General features: G+C 58.9%; 8 protein-coding genes. All 8 read left to right on the top strand.

Features of this window, described 5'->3' with window-relative positions; genetic code table 11:
• Positions 1-19 precede the first annotated feature (19 nt).
• The 8 genes from flgH to AC4ANE_RS18395 all read left to right on the top strand — a co-directional run bounded on the left by flgH (position 20) and on the right by AC4ANE_RS18395 (position 14,713).
• The gene (gene flgH, locus AC4ANE_RS18430; RefSeq protein ID WP_002554309.1) at positions 20-733 is read left to right on the top strand and encodes a flagellar basal body L-ring protein FlgH; all 714 of its coding nucleotides are present in this window, start codon (positions 20-22) and stop codon (positions 731-733) included.
• A 13-nt stretch (positions 734-746) separates the two neighbouring features.
• Positions 747-1,856, top strand: a complete 1,110-nt coding sequence (locus AC4ANE_RS18425) for a flagellar basal body P-ring protein FlgI (RefSeq protein WP_031595793.1) — start codon at positions 747-749, stop codon at positions 1,854-1,856.
• A gap of 10 nt (positions 1,857-1,866) precedes the next feature.
• Entirely contained in the window at positions 1,867-3,111 is a 1,245-nt protein-coding gene (gene flgJ / locus AC4ANE_RS18420; RefSeq protein ID WP_002554307.1) for a flagellar assembly peptidoglycan hydrolase FlgJ, read from the top strand.
• Between the two features lie 11 nt (positions 3,112-3,122).
• Entirely contained in the window at positions 3,123-5,183 is a 2,061-nt protein-coding gene (flgK, locus tag AC4ANE_RS18415) for a flagellar hook-associated protein FlgK (protein WP_002554306.1), read from the top strand.
• Positions 5,184-5,196: 13 nt separating this feature from the next.
• Positions 5,197-6,789 (top strand): flagellar hook-associated protein 3, encoded by a 1,593-nt coding sequence (locus tag AC4ANE_RS18410; protein WP_002554305.1) that lies wholly within the window; start codon positions 5,197-5,199, stop codon positions 6,787-6,789.
• 88 nt (positions 6,790-6,877) lie between these two features.
• Positions 6,878-10,453, top strand: a complete 3,576-nt coding sequence (locus AC4ANE_RS18405; protein ID WP_031595794.1) for a glycosyltransferase — start codon at positions 6,878-6,880, stop codon at positions 10,451-10,453.
• 141 nt (positions 10,454-10,594) lie between these two features.
• On the top strand, positions 10,595-13,501 hold the full coding sequence (locus AC4ANE_RS18400) for a glycosyltransferase (protein ID WP_002554303.1): 2,907 nt from the start codon (positions 10,595-10,597) through the stop codon (positions 13,499-13,501).
• Positions 13,502-13,786: 285 nt separating this feature from the next.
• Positions 13,787-14,713 (top strand): ketoacyl-ACP synthase III, encoded by a 927-nt coding sequence (locus AC4ANE_RS18395; protein WP_002554302.1) that lies wholly within the window; start codon positions 13,787-13,789, stop codon positions 14,711-14,713.
• Positions 14,714-14,722: the final 9 nt, after the last annotated feature.

Below are 14,722 nucleotides of genomic sequence, written 5' to 3'. Positions count from 1 at the left end.
CCGCGAGGTTTCAAGTGTCATGAACCGCCTTAGTGTTCCGCGTTTTTCAGTGTTGATCGCTTCATTGTGCGGGATCACCCTGCTGTCTGGCTGCGTTGCGCCGACGGCCAAGCCCAATGACCCTTATTACGCTCCGGTGTTGCCGCGTACACCCATGTCGGCCGCTGCCAACAATGGTGCCATCTATCAAGCCGGTTTCGAGCAGAACCTGTATGGCGACCGCAAGGCTTTCCGTATCGGCGACATCATCACCATCACGCTTTCCGAGCGTATGGCAGCCAGCAAGGCGGCCACTTCGGCCATGACCAAGGACAGCACCAACAGTATTGGTCTGACCTCGCTGTTCGGTTCGGGGCTGACCACCAACAACCCGATTGGTGGCAACGACCTGAGCCTGAACGCCGGTTACACCGGCGCGCGGACCACCAAGGGTGATGGCAAGGCCGCACAGAGCAACAGCCTGACCGGTTCGGTCACTGTGACCGTGGCGGATGTGTTGCCCAACGGCATTCTGGCGGTGCGTGGCGAGAAGTGGATGACCCTCAATACCGGTGACGAGCTGGTGCGGATTGCCGGTCTGGTTCGGGCTGATGACATCGCCACCGACAACACAGTGTCGTCCACCCGTATTGCCGATGCACGTATTACCTATTCGGGGACTGGAGCCTTTGCCGATACCAGCCAGCCAGGCTGGTTCGACCGGTTCTTCCTCAGCCCGTTGTTCCCTTTCTGATAGCGGGATAAACATGATCAAGCTCAAGCAACTGATAGTGGCGACCTTGTTGTTGTCCACAGCGTTCGGCGTTCACGCCGAGCGTCTGAAGGACATCGCAAGCATCTCCGGCGTGCGGGCCAACCAGTTGATCGGTTACGGTCTGGTCGTGGGTCTCAATGGTACGGGCGACCAGACCACCCAGACCCCGTTCACCCTGCAGACGTTCAATAACATGCTGTCGCAGTTCGGCATCAAGGTGCCGTCCGGTTCCGGCACTGTGCAGTTGAAAAACGTTGCAGCAGTTGCTGTGTACGCGGATCTGCCAGCGTTCGCCAAGCCGGGTCAGACGGTCGATATCACCGTTTCCTCGATCGGTAACTCCAAGAGCCTGCGCGGTGGTGCGCTGTTGATGACGCCGATGAAGGGTGTCGACGGCAATGTCTACGCCATCGCACAGGGTAACCTGGTGGTCGGCGGTTTTGACGCGGAAGGCCGTGACGGTTCGAAAATCACTGTCAACGTTCCGTCGTCGGGCCGTATTCCCGGTGGTGCGTCGGTCGAGCGCTCGGTGCCGAGCGGCTTCAATCAGGGTAATACCCTGACCCTTAACCTGAACCGGTCCGACTTCACCACTGCCAAGCGGATTGTGGACAAGATCAATGAGCTGCTTGGTCCTGGTGTTGCTCAGGCGCTGGACGGTGGCTCGGTACGTGTGACCGCGCCGCTTGATCCGGGCCAGCGTGTCGACTACCTGTCGATTCTGGAGAACCTGGAAGTCGACCCGGGCCAGACCGCTGCCAAGGTCATCATCAATTCGCGGACCGGCACTATCGTGATCGGTCAGAACGTCAAGGTTTCGCCCGCTGCGGTAACGCACGGCAGCCTGACCGTGACCATTACCGAAGACCCGATTGTCAGCCAGCCGGGCGCATTGTCCGGTGGTCAGACGGCGGTCGTGCCGCGTTCGCGGGTCAATGCCCAGCAGGAGCTACACCCGATGTTCAAGTTCGGTCCAGGCACCACGCTGGATGAGATTGTTCGTGCGGTCAATCAGGTGGGCGCTGCGCCCGGCGACCTGATGGCCATCCTCGAAGCCCTTAAGCAGGCCGGCGCGTTGCAAGCCGATCTGATAGTTATCTGAGGACTCGAGCATGGATATGCCCAAGAGCGGAATTTCGTCAGCGGTCGACTCCGGTGCCTACACCGACGTCAACCGTCTGGCGTCGCTGAAGCATGGCGACAAGGACAGTGTGGAAAACCAGAAGAAGGTGGCTCGCGAGTTCGAGTCGCTGTTCGTCAGCCAGATGCTCAAGGCCATGCGCTCGGCCAACGAAGTGCTGGCCAAGGACAACCCGATGAACACCCCGGCGACGCGCCAGTATCAGGACATGTATGACCAGCAATTGGCGGTCACCCTGTCCACCCGTGGCAACGGCATCGGTTTGCAGGACGTGTTGATGCGTCAACTGTCCAAGGACAAGGGTATTCAGCACGCAGCACCGACCGATACGACGGCCACGCCTGTAACGACCACCGATGCAACCCCGGCCAAAACCGGGCTGGCGACCAGTGTCTATCAGCGTCCGCTGTGGGCCACGCGCTCGGCGGCGGCAGATCAGGCGGCTGCGGCAGTTTCGGCATCTGGTGATGGGCGCAATGACATGGCGGCGCTCAACTCGCGTCGTCTGTCGTTGCCAACCAAACTCACCGACCGATTGCTGGCCGGCATCGTGCCTTCCGCCACCGCAGCCGTCAGCAACAGCCCGGTACCTGCTCGCGCAACCGCCAGCAGCAATGGCAACAACGGCGACTGGACGCTCGACCCCAACCTGGCACCCGCGCCTGAGTACGTGCGTTCCATGGCCCAGCCACCGCTGGCACCGGCCAAGCGCGCATTCAGCAACGCCGATCAGTTTGTCGAGACCATGCTGCCGCTGGCCAAGGAAGCAGCCGCACGCATCGGCGTCGATCCAGTGATGCTGGTGGCGCAGGCTGCGCTGGAAACCGGCTGGGGCAAGTCGATCATGCGTCAGCAGGATGGCAGCAGCAGTCACAACCTGTTCGGTATCAAGGCAGCGGGTAGCTGGAAAGGCGCTGAAGCGCGTGCCATTACCAGCGAGTTCCGTGACGGCAAGATGGTCAAGGAGACCACGGATTTCCGTTCCTACGACTCCTACGCCGACAGCTTCCATGACCTGGTCAGCCTGCTGCAGAACAACAATCGGTATAAAGAAGTGGTCAATTCGGCCGATAAACCGGAACAGTTTGTAAAAGAATTGCAGAAGGCAGGTTACGCCACTGACCCGGACTATGCCAGCAAGATTTCGCAGATCGCGAAGCAGATGAAGAGTTACCAGACTTACGCTGCTGCATCGGGCTCTTCCACGACTTTATAAGGTTTTGAATCATGTCGCTGATTTCAATTGGGCTCTCAGGTATCAATGCCAGCAGTGCCGCGATCAACACCATCGGTAACAACACGGCCAACGTGGATACCGCCGGTTACTCGCGTCAGCAGGTAATGACCACGGCTTCGGCACAGATCAATATCGGCCTGGGTGTCGGTTATATAGGCACCGGTACGACGCTGTCCGACGTGCGTCGTATCTACAACAGCTACCTTGATGCCCAATTGCAAACCAGTACTGCCCTGAGCGCCGACGCGGTTGCGTACTCCGGCCAGGCCAGCAAGACCGATACGCTGCTGTCCGATAGCGCCACTGGCGTGTCCACGCAGCTGGCCGACTTTTTCACCAAGATGCAGGGCATTGCCACCAACGCTACCCAGTCGTCGGACCGTTCGGCATTTCTGACTCAGGCTTCTGCGTTGAGCTCACGCTTCAATTCGGTCGCTTCACAGTTGTCGTCGCAGAATGACAACGTCAATGCCCAGCTCACCACCTTCACCAAACAGGTCAACGAGCTGACCACGACCCTGGCAAGCCTGAACAAGCAGATCACTCAGGCAGGGGCTGGTAACACTACGCCCAATTCGCTGCTCGATTCGCGCAATGAGACTGTGCGCCAGCTCAACGGGCTGGTGGGTGTCAAGGTAATCGAGAACAACGGCAACTACGATATCTACACCGGCACCGGCCAATCGCTGGTCAGCGGTGGCACGTCGTACACCATGTCGGCGACCCCGAGCCCTGCCGATCCTCTGCAGTACAACGTACAAATCGCTTACGGCCAGACCAAGACTGACGTCACCTCGGTGATCAGCGGTGGCTCGATTGGCGGTCTGCTGCGCTATCGCTCCGATGTGCTGGTGCCTGCGACCAATGAGCTTGGCCGTGCCGCGATGGTGCTGGCCGATCAGGTCAACAGCCAGATGAGCCAGGGCATCGACAGCAAAGGCAACTTCGGTTCCAGCCTGTATTCCAACATCAACAGTGCCGACGCCATTTCGCAGCGCAGTACCGGCAAGACCACCAACAGTGCCGGTTCCGGCAACCTGGACGTGACCATTGGCGATACCAGCAAACTGACCGCCGACGATTATGAAGTCACCTTCAGCGACGCCTCCAACTTCACGGTTCGTCGCCTGCCCAACGGCGAAAGCGTCGGCACCGGTGCGCTGACTGACAACCCGCCCAAACAGTTCGATGGCTTCAGTGTCAGCCTCAATGGCAATGCGCTGGCTGCTGGCGACGTTTTCAAGGTCACTCCGACACGCAACGGCGCCTCGGGTATCTCGGTGGTGTTGACCGATCCCAAGGACATTGCAGCCGCCGCGCCATTGACCGCTACTGCCGGGGCCAGCAACTCGGGTACAGGTGGCTTCACGCAGCCAGTGCTCAATACCAAATCGGACATCTATAACAGCGTTCAGACGTCTGACCTGCGTAACGCGATCAAAGACTCCGCGCCGATGAAGCTGGTGATGGGTGCGGTCAGCAGTACCGGTGTGCAGAGCTACACGCTGATCAATGCCAGTGGTGCGCCCGTGCTCGACCAGAATGGCAGCGCGGTAAGTGGCACGATCATTCAGGGTCAGAGCAACGCTGTAAAGCTGAGCATCGGTTACACCGACAACACCACCACGCCAGCCGGCAAGACGGCATTCGAAGTGCAGATGACCCTCTCCGGTTCGCCGTTGGTCAATGACACGTTCAGCATCGGCCTGACGGGTGCCGGCTCTTCGGACAACCGCAACGCGCTGGCAGTAGTAGGGTTGCAGACGGCCAAGACTGTCGGCGTCACCAACGGCGGCGTGGGCACCAGCCTGTCCGGCGCATACGCCGATCTGGTCTCGGTGGTCGGTACGCTGGCAGGGCAGGGCAAGAGCGATGTCACCGCCAGCGCTGCCGTCGTTGCACAGGCCAAATCGGCGCGTGATTCGGTCTCCGGCGTGTCGCTCGATGAAGAAGCGGCCAACCTGATCAAGTATCAGCAGTACTACACCGCCTCTTCGCAGATCATCAAGGCGGCCCAAACCATTTTCAGCACGCTGATCAACAGCCTTTAAGGAGTCGTGAACCATGCGGATCTCAACTACCCAGTTCTACGAATCCACCAACACCAACTATCAGCGTACTTATTCGAATGTGCTCAAGACCAGTGAAGAGGTCTCCAGCGGCATCAAACTCAATACCGCCAGCGATGATCCGGTAGGCGCTGCACGTGTCCTGCAACTGGCTCAGCAGAACTCAATGCTGACCCAGTACGCGTCGAACATCGGCACGATCAATACCAACATCGTCAATTCCGAGACCGCGCTGACCAGCATCGTTGATACGATGCAGACAGCCCGTGAAGTGATCGTATCGGCAGGCAACGGTGCCTACACCGATTCCGACCGCCTGGCCAAGGCTGCTGAACTCAAGCAGTATCAGAGCCAGCTTCTCGGCTTGATGAACAGCCAGGACTCCAACGGCCAGTATATTTTTGCCGGGTCCAAGTCTTCGGCTCCGCCGTACGCGCAGAATGCCGATGGTACTTACAGCTATAGCGGGGACCAGACCAGCGTCAATCTGGCGATTGGTGATGGCCTGGTTTTACCGAGCAACACCACAGGCTATGAAGCGTTCGAGCAAGCCGTCAACACTACCCGTACGTCCTCGACCCTGCTTTCGCCTGCGACCGACGACGGCAAGGTTGGCCTGACTGGCGGTCAGGTGACGTCCACCAGCGCCTACAACTCGGGCTATCAGGCTGGCGAACCGTACACCATGACGTTCCTCAGCGGTACGCAGTTCAAGATTACCGATGCCAGCGGCACCGACGTCACGACCGATGCGTCAACTGCCGGTAAATTCAGCTATGGCTCGTTCGCTGATCAGACCTTCACCTTCCGCGGTGTCGAGCTGACCATGAACATCAACCTGTCAGCTGCCGAATCTGCCACGCCTGCAACGGCCGCTACTGCACTGACCAATCGCAGCTATGAACTGGCCTCGACGCCGGACACGGTTTCGGCGTCGCGCAGCCCGGGCAACACGTCGGCCGCTACTATCAGCAGTTCGGCAGTGGGCAACACAACGGCTGACCGCACGGCGTTCAACAACACCTTTCCGCCCAATGGTGCGATTCTCAAGTTCACCAGTGCCACTGCCTACGACCTGTATGCGTCGCCCGTGACCAGCAGCAGCAAACCCGTGTCGAGTGGCACGTTGACCGGTTCGACGGCCAATGCGTCGGGCGTCAATTTTACGGTCAGCGGTACGCCAGCAGCCGGTGACCAGTTTGTCGTGGAGTCCGGCACGCACCAGACCGAGAACATCCTCAATACGCTGACCGCAGCGATCAAGGCGTTGTCGACACCGACTGACGGCAATCTGGTTGCCTCGCAAAAGCTTGATGCCGCATTGGGCTCGGCGCTTGGCAACATTGCCAGCAGCATCGACCAGGCGTCCACAGCGCGCTCCGCCGGCGGCGCACGGCAATTGGCGGCGACGGCGCAGGGCACGACCAACGATTTGCTCAAGGGTAACAACACAGTTGAGCAAGGCACCTACGTCAACGCCGATATCGTTGAGGCCACCACCCGATTGACGTTGCAGAAGACTATGCTGGATGCCTCTCAGCAGGTATTTGTCCAGTTGTCCAAGCTGAACCTGTTCAGCCAGCTGTAACCTTGGCATTGAGCATCCGCCGTCTTTATTTCAGCGGTGAGGGAGGTTACTTGACCGGTAACTTCCCGCCGCTCGCGAGTCTGCAATAGTGAATTCAGTCCCCCTCGTCAGTATCGTCATTCCCGCCCTCAATCCCCGGTTCTTCCGCGCCGCGCTACAAAGTGCCTTGAATCAGGTTTACGACAACCTGGAAATCATTGTCTGCGACGATTGCCGCACCGATGAAATCAAGGCCGTTTTCGACGAACTGGTGCCTGCATCCAGCAACCTTGCGCGTTACGTGCGCAACCCGCAGCGGCTGGGGTTCCAGGCCAATCTGCTGAAGTGCCTTGAAGAGTCGCGCGGCGAATACATCAAGTTTCTGTGTGACGACGACCGCCTCTTTCCGTACTTCATCGCTAATCAGGCAGGCGTTCTGGATGCCTATGAAGACGTGAGTCTGGTGGTTGGCCGACGACATCTGGTCGACATCGATGACTATGTATTGCCACCCCGTCTGGAAAACGTCGGGCTTGTGCCCTACGACGCCGTGTTCAAAGGCGAGGACATGCTGGCGATTTTCGAGCGTACGCCACGCAATTATCTGGGTGGGTTCAGTGCTGCTCTGATACGCCGGGCCGATGTTATGGAGTACCTGCCTTCGATTGCCCAGTCGGGACAGGGGTTTATCGCACTGCTGGATTTTGCCCTGTTCATATGCCTGTTGCGCCGTGGCAACCTGGTGGCGCTGCATACTATTCAAAACGTCGAGCGCCGGCACCCGGATCGTTTCAGCGGCCAGCCCGACGTGATTCAAAAGGCCGCCACTGAATGGGGCTGGCTGAGCGAAATGCTCAAGGCACGTAGCGGTGAGCAGGCCCCGGCCCAGGGCTGGGTGCGCTTTTTGCCCTTGCGCAAGGCGCTGGAGCAGCCCCGCGAGTGGGACGAGGTCGGCATTTACGGGATAATGGCCAGTCGTCAGGGTGTCATGCACAGCAGGGTGGGCAGCAAGAGCGAAACCTACGCCGAGCTCTACACTGAATGGCTGTCGTGTCGGCAATTTACCGCCCCGCAGAGAAAACTGATCGAGAAACGCATCGGACACTGGACGTGGCAGCCGCGCATCGTTCCGGTGGTCGTTGACCCGTTTGGCGATGCCGAAGGGCTGGATATCACCCTGCGCAGCATTGCCGAGCAGGATTACGCCGCTGATTCAGTGGTTGTGTTGACCAATGCCGATGTTGACGATCCGCAGGTGCTGCGTTTCTCGTTGCAGCCGGATTGGGCGCGCCAACTGAACGAAGTGCTGCCGCTGCTGGAGAACGCCGATTGGGTTTATCTGCTGCGTGCCGGTGACCGGCTGACTCGGCCGTCACTGCTGGTGCTGGCAGAGCGAGTCGCGCAAAGCGAGGGCCTATTGTGCATTTACAGCGACGAAGGCGCGCTGGTCGATGGGAAATCCAGCGAGCCGATCTTCAAGCCTGATTTCAACCTGGACCTGATGCGGGCCTATCCTTACGTTGGCCGCACGCTGGCGTTCCAGCGCCGCAATCTGCTGGACACAGGCGGCTTCGACCCTGTGCACGGCGAACTGGCACCGCACGATTTCATCTGGCGTCTGGTGGAAGGCGTCGGGCCTCAGTCTGTCGAACACATCGCCGAGGTTCAGGTTGAATCGACCCTGACCTACGCTGAATGGCTTTCGCTGCCTCAGGTGATCGAGCATAACGAGTCGGTCGTATCGGCCCATCTTTCGCGCATTGGCCGAGAGCACGTCATCCACCATGATCAGTTGCCACTGCTGAACCGGATCGAGTACCGGCATGCTACAAGCCCGCTGGTATCGGTGATCATTACCACCCGGGATCAACTGGCAGCCCTGGAGCGCTGTGTAGAAAGCCTGCTCAGCAACACGACTTACCCTTATTTTGAAGTGCTGATCGTCGACAACGCCAGCGAGGGCGCCGATACCCGCGCCTGGTTTGCCGCGATGAGTGAGCTGGGCAGCGACAAGCTGCGCATTTATGCGCTGACCGAGCCCGGCAGCGAAGCCAGCGCCCAGAACCTCGCCGCCCGGCACGCCAACGGCGATTATCTGCTCATGCTCAGCCCACATGCCGTGCTGCATCAGGCTGACTGGCTGCAAGGCCTGCTCAATCATGCTCAGCGCCCCGAAGTCGGTATCGTCGGTCCACGAATCCTTACCCCTCAGGGTAATATTCTCTATGCAGGGATGGTGATGGGCATGGACGGGCTGGCGGGTCGGCCCTTCATCAATTATCCGACAGGCTCAAGCAGCTACATGCAGCGCTTGCAGTTGACACAGAACTGGAGCGCGGTCAGTGGCAATTGCCTGATGGTCCGCAAGGAAGTGTTCGACCACGCAGGCGGCATGCAAGCAGCAACCTTCACTCAGGGGCTGCAGGATCTGGACCTGTGCATGCGGGTCGGGCGTGACGGCTACCTGATTGTCGGCACACCCGATTCGTCACTGGTATTGGCCGAGCCTGCCGCCGCCGAGCGCTCTGAAACGTCTCGTCAGGCGCTGGATAAAGAGCAGCAATCGTTCTTTGAAAAATGGCTGCCGAAAATGGCCCGGGACCCGGCCTATAACCCCAATCTTCAGCTCAGTGAAGTGCAGGCGTTCGATCTTGACCCAGGTCTGCAAATGGGCTGGGAACCGTTCTGCACCCGCCATCTGCCTTCGATTCTGGGCATGCTGGTCAACTCGTCGGCGGTAGGCCACTACCGTGTCAGCCAACCCTTGCTTGAGTTGATGACAGCCGGGCGAGTGGTAGGCCGAATGTCCTATGAGTCGACTACGCCCGTCGAGATCGAGCGCCAGCGTCCGGACGTCATCGTTTTTCAAGGGCGTTATTCCGAACCCAAGATCAAAGACATCGTTCTGGCCAAAAACTACTCCAGTGCCATGCGCATTTTTGAACTGGATGACTACATCATCGATGTGCCCGAGCGCAACGAGCACCGGCGCAGCATGCCCGACAACATTGCCGAGATGCTGCGCAAGGGCATAGGCCTGTGCGACCGAGTGGTGGTGTCTACCCAGCCACTGGCTCAGGTGCTGTCGAGCATGCACAGCGATATTCGTGTCGTACCGAACATGTTGGCGACGCACTTGTGGAGCAGCCTCAAAAGCCAGCGTCGCACTTCCGGCAAGCCGCGCATCGGCTGGGGCGGCGGGACCAGTCATCGGGGCGACCTGGAATTGATTGTCGATGTCGTGCGTGAACTGGCCGATGAGGTCGAGTGGGTGTTCTTCGGCATGTGCCCGGATTTGCTCAAGCCTTACATTCATGAGTATCACACAGCTGTAAGCCTGCAAACCTACCCGGCCAAACTGGCCAGCCTGAACCTCGATCTGGCCCTGGCACCGCTGGAATTTCATATCTTCAATGACTGCAAGAGCAATCTGCGGCTGCTGGAGTACGGTGCGTGCGGCTACCCGGTCATCTGTTCGGACACCGAGGCGTACCGGGGCCATTTGCCGGCTACCCGGGTCTACACCAACAGCTCCGAAGAATGGTTGCAGGCGATTCGCATGCACCTGTCAGACCCCAATGCGAGCTATCGTATGGGCGACGAATTGCGCGAAACCGTCTTGCGCGATTTCATGTTGCGTGGAGAAAACCTGCAATATTGGGCTAACGGCTGGTTGCCCGACTGACCCGACCTGTTTAATGCGCTCCAGTCACTGATGGCTGGAGCTGTGTTGTTTGCTCTTGCGTTGACCGGGTCTTTTGGTTATCAGGGTTTCTTCTGGTCACCAGGATTAGAGACGCGATCGGCACGCTATCAAGGAAAGCTCATGCAAAGCCATTCTGGAAATGAAACCACCCCGTTGAGCCAGCGTTTGACCCTGCTGTTGCTCGCCGAGAATCAGCCGGATTTCCTGCGTCGTGCGCTGAAGTACTACGGCAGTTATCCGTGCAATGTGATTGTGGTCGATGCCTCGCCTGCGCCCGACGCGCAGTTTGCGGAGCGTGCCGGGCTGCAGTACATCCACAACGCCGCCCTCAGTGAAACCGGGCTCAGCGCCAGAATTGCAGAAGGCCTCAAGCAGGTGTCCACGCCCTTTGTGGTGTACGCGCAGGTCGACAGTTTCCTGCTGCCTGACGCACTGACCGAGGCCGTGAGTTTCCTTGAAAGCAACGAGCGTTACGGTGCTTGCCAGGGCTATAGCCTGGGTTACCAGGCTTACGTCGATCACGTGGATTATTTCCGCCGCGACCGCAAGGTTCATGAGGACTACGCGTCTGATCAGGCCGACGAGCGGCTTCTGAGCTTCATGGGTCAGAGCGTGTCACTGCTCAACGCCGTGACCCGGACCGGGCTGGCGCGTCAGTGGTTCACGTCAGTGCCTGAGGGCACCGAGCTGCACTGGCAGGAAATCGGCCATATGGCCTTTCTGGTTGCGGCTGCTGCCTTGCGCATCCTGCCCATTCCCTATGCGTTGCACGTCAACGCCGGCAAGGAGGCAGAGCATCGCTATGGCGCTGCCATTGCATGCGCAGTCAAGCATATCGACCCCAAGGCCAAAGCCGAGCGCGAAACGCTTGCGCGCCTGATTGTTTCGTCGCTCGGCAATAGCCGCGATCTGCAAGGTGAGCAGGGCGAGCATGCTGTACTGGCCGGCCTGGCAGCCATGGCTGAATGCCTCGAAACCCAGCCGTATCAGGGCGGCGAAAAAATCATCAGTTCAGCGTGGAACGTTGCCCTGACGCAGGCAGATGCGCAGTTCGAGCCTCGCCAGTTCGTTGAACTGCCGTTCTACAACCAGCCGTTGTTCGACGAACTGGCGCAAATCGAGTTTCTGATCCATCTCTTGCCGGCAGGGCAGGTGCAGATGGAAGGGCTGGAGTCCGTGCTGGTGAAGCAGGCCGAGCTGTTGCGCGTACAGAGCAATCCGGACGCCGAGTCGCTTTTGAGCCGTCTGTGGCAAGCCTATGCACACTACTCCTTCAGTCACAGCGTCGTGCAACGTCTGGCCGATGAGTTGGGCAAGTCCGAGGACGAGGACGACATCGAGCGCGCCGAGCGCATCGTTGCCTGGGGCCAGCGTCTGCAGGCTGATTCCGCTTTCGATAACAGTCAGCTGTTGCGTGGCATGCCTTCCGGCAAGTTGCTCGACTGGCTCGATGCGCGTGATCCGGCACCGGCACAACTGAAAAAGCTCACCACGCAGCTGACGCGTCGGCCAGCAGGTTCGCAAATCGGTATTTTGCTGCTTGATCTGGACGCCGACGTGTTCAAGCTGCAGGCAACCTTCGACAGCCTTATCAACAGCCATTATCGAGCGTTCAAGGTCGTGGTATTCACCACCGGTGATCTGCCGGCAACCACCAGCCTGAACGACACACTGCACTTCGTCAAAGTCACCGAAAGCAACTATGTCGACAAGATCAATCAGGTCGTCAAACAGGCTTCCAGCGACTGGCTGATGCTGGCGCAGGCGGGTGAAGAGTTCACCCGCAGCGGTCTGCTGCTGGCCAGCGCCGAGCTGATTGACGCCGGGCAGTGCCGAGCCGTTGCTGTGGATGAAATTCACCGTCAAGCCAACGGCACCCTGGCGCCGTTGTTCCGTCCGGGCTTCAACCTCGATCTGCTGCAAAGTGTGCCGACGCTGGCCGCTCGGCACTGGCTGATTCGCCGCGAACTGCTGGTCGAGGCGGGCGGCTATTCGCGAGAGTTTCCCAAGGCGCTGGAATTCGACCTGCTGCTGCGCCTGATCGAGCAAGGCGGCATGAGCGGTCTGGCGCATTTGAGCGAGCCGGTACTGATCTGCGATGCCCCCGAGCTTGAAGAGAATCAGGACGAACAAAAGGCGCTGACGCGTCATCTAGGGCAGCGGGGTTATCAGGCTGAGGTCAGCTCGGCGTTGCCCGGCACCTACAAGATCGATTATCGCCATGCCCATCGGCCGGTGGTCTCGATTCTGCTCCACAGTCAGGACAATCTGCCGGAACTGCAGCGTTGCCTGCACAGTATCCTGCAACGCACCCGCTATCAGCGCTATGAAGTGTTGATCGGTGATAACGCCAGCACCTCTGCCGAATTATCGACGTGGCTTGATCAGCAGCAACAGCTGTCCAGCCGGGTACGCGTATTCCGCGCCGAGCAGCGTGTCAGCACGGCCGCCTTGCGCAATCTGGTCAGCCAGGAAGCCAGGGGCGAGTACCTGATTCTGCTGGATGCCGAAAGCCAGATCGTCAATGTCGGCTGGATCGAGTCGCTGCTCAACCAGGCACAACGTCCGGAAGTGGGCGTGGTCGGGGTCCGTCTGGTTGATCGTGAAGGAACCATTACTCAGGCAGGTCTTGTTCTGGGACTTAATGGCGGTGTCGGTTCCGGTTTCGTTGGCGAGCCAAAGACGTCGCGCGGTTATATGCAGCGGCTGGTGGTCGAGCAGAACTACTCCGCGGTGTCATCGGCCTGCCTGATGATTGCCAAAGCGTTGTACGACTCACTGGGCGGGCTGGACGAAGAGGCTTTTGCCGAGTCTCTGGGCGATGTCGACCTGTGCCTGAAGGCGGCGCAGGCGGGCTATCTGACGGTCTGGACCCCGCATGTTCAGGTGGTGCATTCAGGCGTGGTAAATGCTCCCGAACCAGCGCTTGGCGCGCTGGCCGGAAAGTGGGCGGCGCATTTTGCCCAGGACGAAGCCTATAACGCCAATCTCGATCTCGACGGCAAGGGGTTCACACTGGTGGTTTAAGCTGCATGCATCACGCGATCCGGCTGTTTTACGGCCGGATCGTCGCCCTCCTGCTGCGGCAGCATTTTGTTTTTTCCCTCCGCCAATAATCGCAAAGCGTGCAAACCGGCGTGACCTGCGGGTCATAACGTGCATCTTCACTGTATTGTGTTACAGGGAGCGACACGCGCCTGGCTTGCTTTCACACGCCTTGCGCCCTGAAAATGTCTGCAATCACCCTTATTCGGTAGCGCCCTGATTCTTATCGGGACGAAAAATGACCTGTTTACTCATCGGGAAGCCATGATGATTGGCATTAAAAGCATAGCGAGTTACGTGCCCACTGCTGGCGTGGATAACTACGCTCAAGGTGCCAGTTTCGGCAAGGATGAAGATTTCATCCTCGGGAAAATCGGTTCCACGTTCCTGCCGCGTAAAGACGCTGGCCAGGAAACCTCGGACCTGTGCGTTGAAGCGGCCAATACCCTGTTTGCCAACAACCCGCAGCTCAAGCGCGAAAGTATTGACGTTTTGATCGTCGTCACCCAGAACGGTGACGAAGAGGGGCTGCCGCATACCGCAGCCATCGTTCAGGACAAGCTGGGTCTGTCGACCAATGTCGCTGCGTTCGACATTTCACTGGGCTGTTCCGGCTATGTCTATGGCATCTACGCGATCAAGGGGTTCATGGAGGCAGCAGGGCTCAAAAACGGCCTGCTTATAACCGCTGACCCGTATTCGAAAATCGTCGACCCGCAGGACCGCAACACCACCATGTTGTTTGGCGATGCAGCCACAGCAACCTGGATGGGCGAGGACGCTGCCTGGCAACTGGGCAAGGCAAAATTCGGCACCGATGGTTCGGGTGCGCCGCACTTGAAGGTCAGCAACGGCGTGTTTTTCATGAACGGTCGTCAGGTGTTCAATTTTGCGCTGCTGAAAGTACCGGCGCACCTGCACGAACTGTTGGGAGAGTCAGACCTGACGCCTGACGATATCGATGCATTCTGCATTCATCAGGGCAGCGCTGCTATTGTCGATGCCGTGGCACGCCGCTTTGAAGACAAACCCGAGAAATTTCTCAAGGACATGGTTGAAACGGGTAACACCGTGTCGTCGAGCATTCCATTGCTGATTGAAAAGCACGTACTCAACTCTTCGTGGCATCGAGTAGCACTGAGCGGTTTTGGCGTGGGGCTTTCCTGGGGTTCTGCGATTATCTATAAAGCCTGAATCGCCGCA

The sequence above is a fragment of the Pseudomonas sp. Pme6b genome (genome assembly GCF_058129925.1).
The sequence above is the reverse complement of the archived record's forward strand: the minus strand, read 5'-3'. Positions and strand labels throughout refer to the sequence as shown.

Bases quoted from the DNA above. Each gene is read 5' to 3' on its own strand.
- flgH (WP_002554309.1), top strand. From the start codon at position 20: ATGAACCGCCTTAGTGTTCCGCGTTTTTCAGTGTTGATCGCTTCATTG.
- AC4ANE_RS18425 (WP_031595793.1), top strand. From the start codon at position 747: ATGATCAAGCTCAAGCAACTGATAGTGGCGACCTTGTTGTTGTCCACA.
- flgJ (WP_002554307.1), top strand. From the start codon at position 1,867: ATGGATATGCCCAAGAGCGGAATTTCGTCAGCGGTCGACTCCGGTGCC.
- flgK (WP_002554306.1), top strand. From the start codon at position 3,123: ATGTCGCTGATTTCAATTGGGCTCTCAGGTATCAATGCCAGCAGTGCC.
- AC4ANE_RS18410 (WP_002554305.1), top strand. From the start codon at position 5,197: ATGCGGATCTCAACTACCCAGTTCTACGAATCCACCAACACCAACTAT.
- AC4ANE_RS18400 (WP_002554303.1), top strand. From the start codon at position 10,595: ATGCAAAGCCATTCTGGAAATGAAACCACCCCGTTGAGCCAGCGTTTG.
- AC4ANE_RS18395 (WP_002554302.1), top strand. From the start codon at position 13,787: ATGATTGGCATTAAAAGCATAGCGAGTTACGTGCCCACTGCTGGCGTG.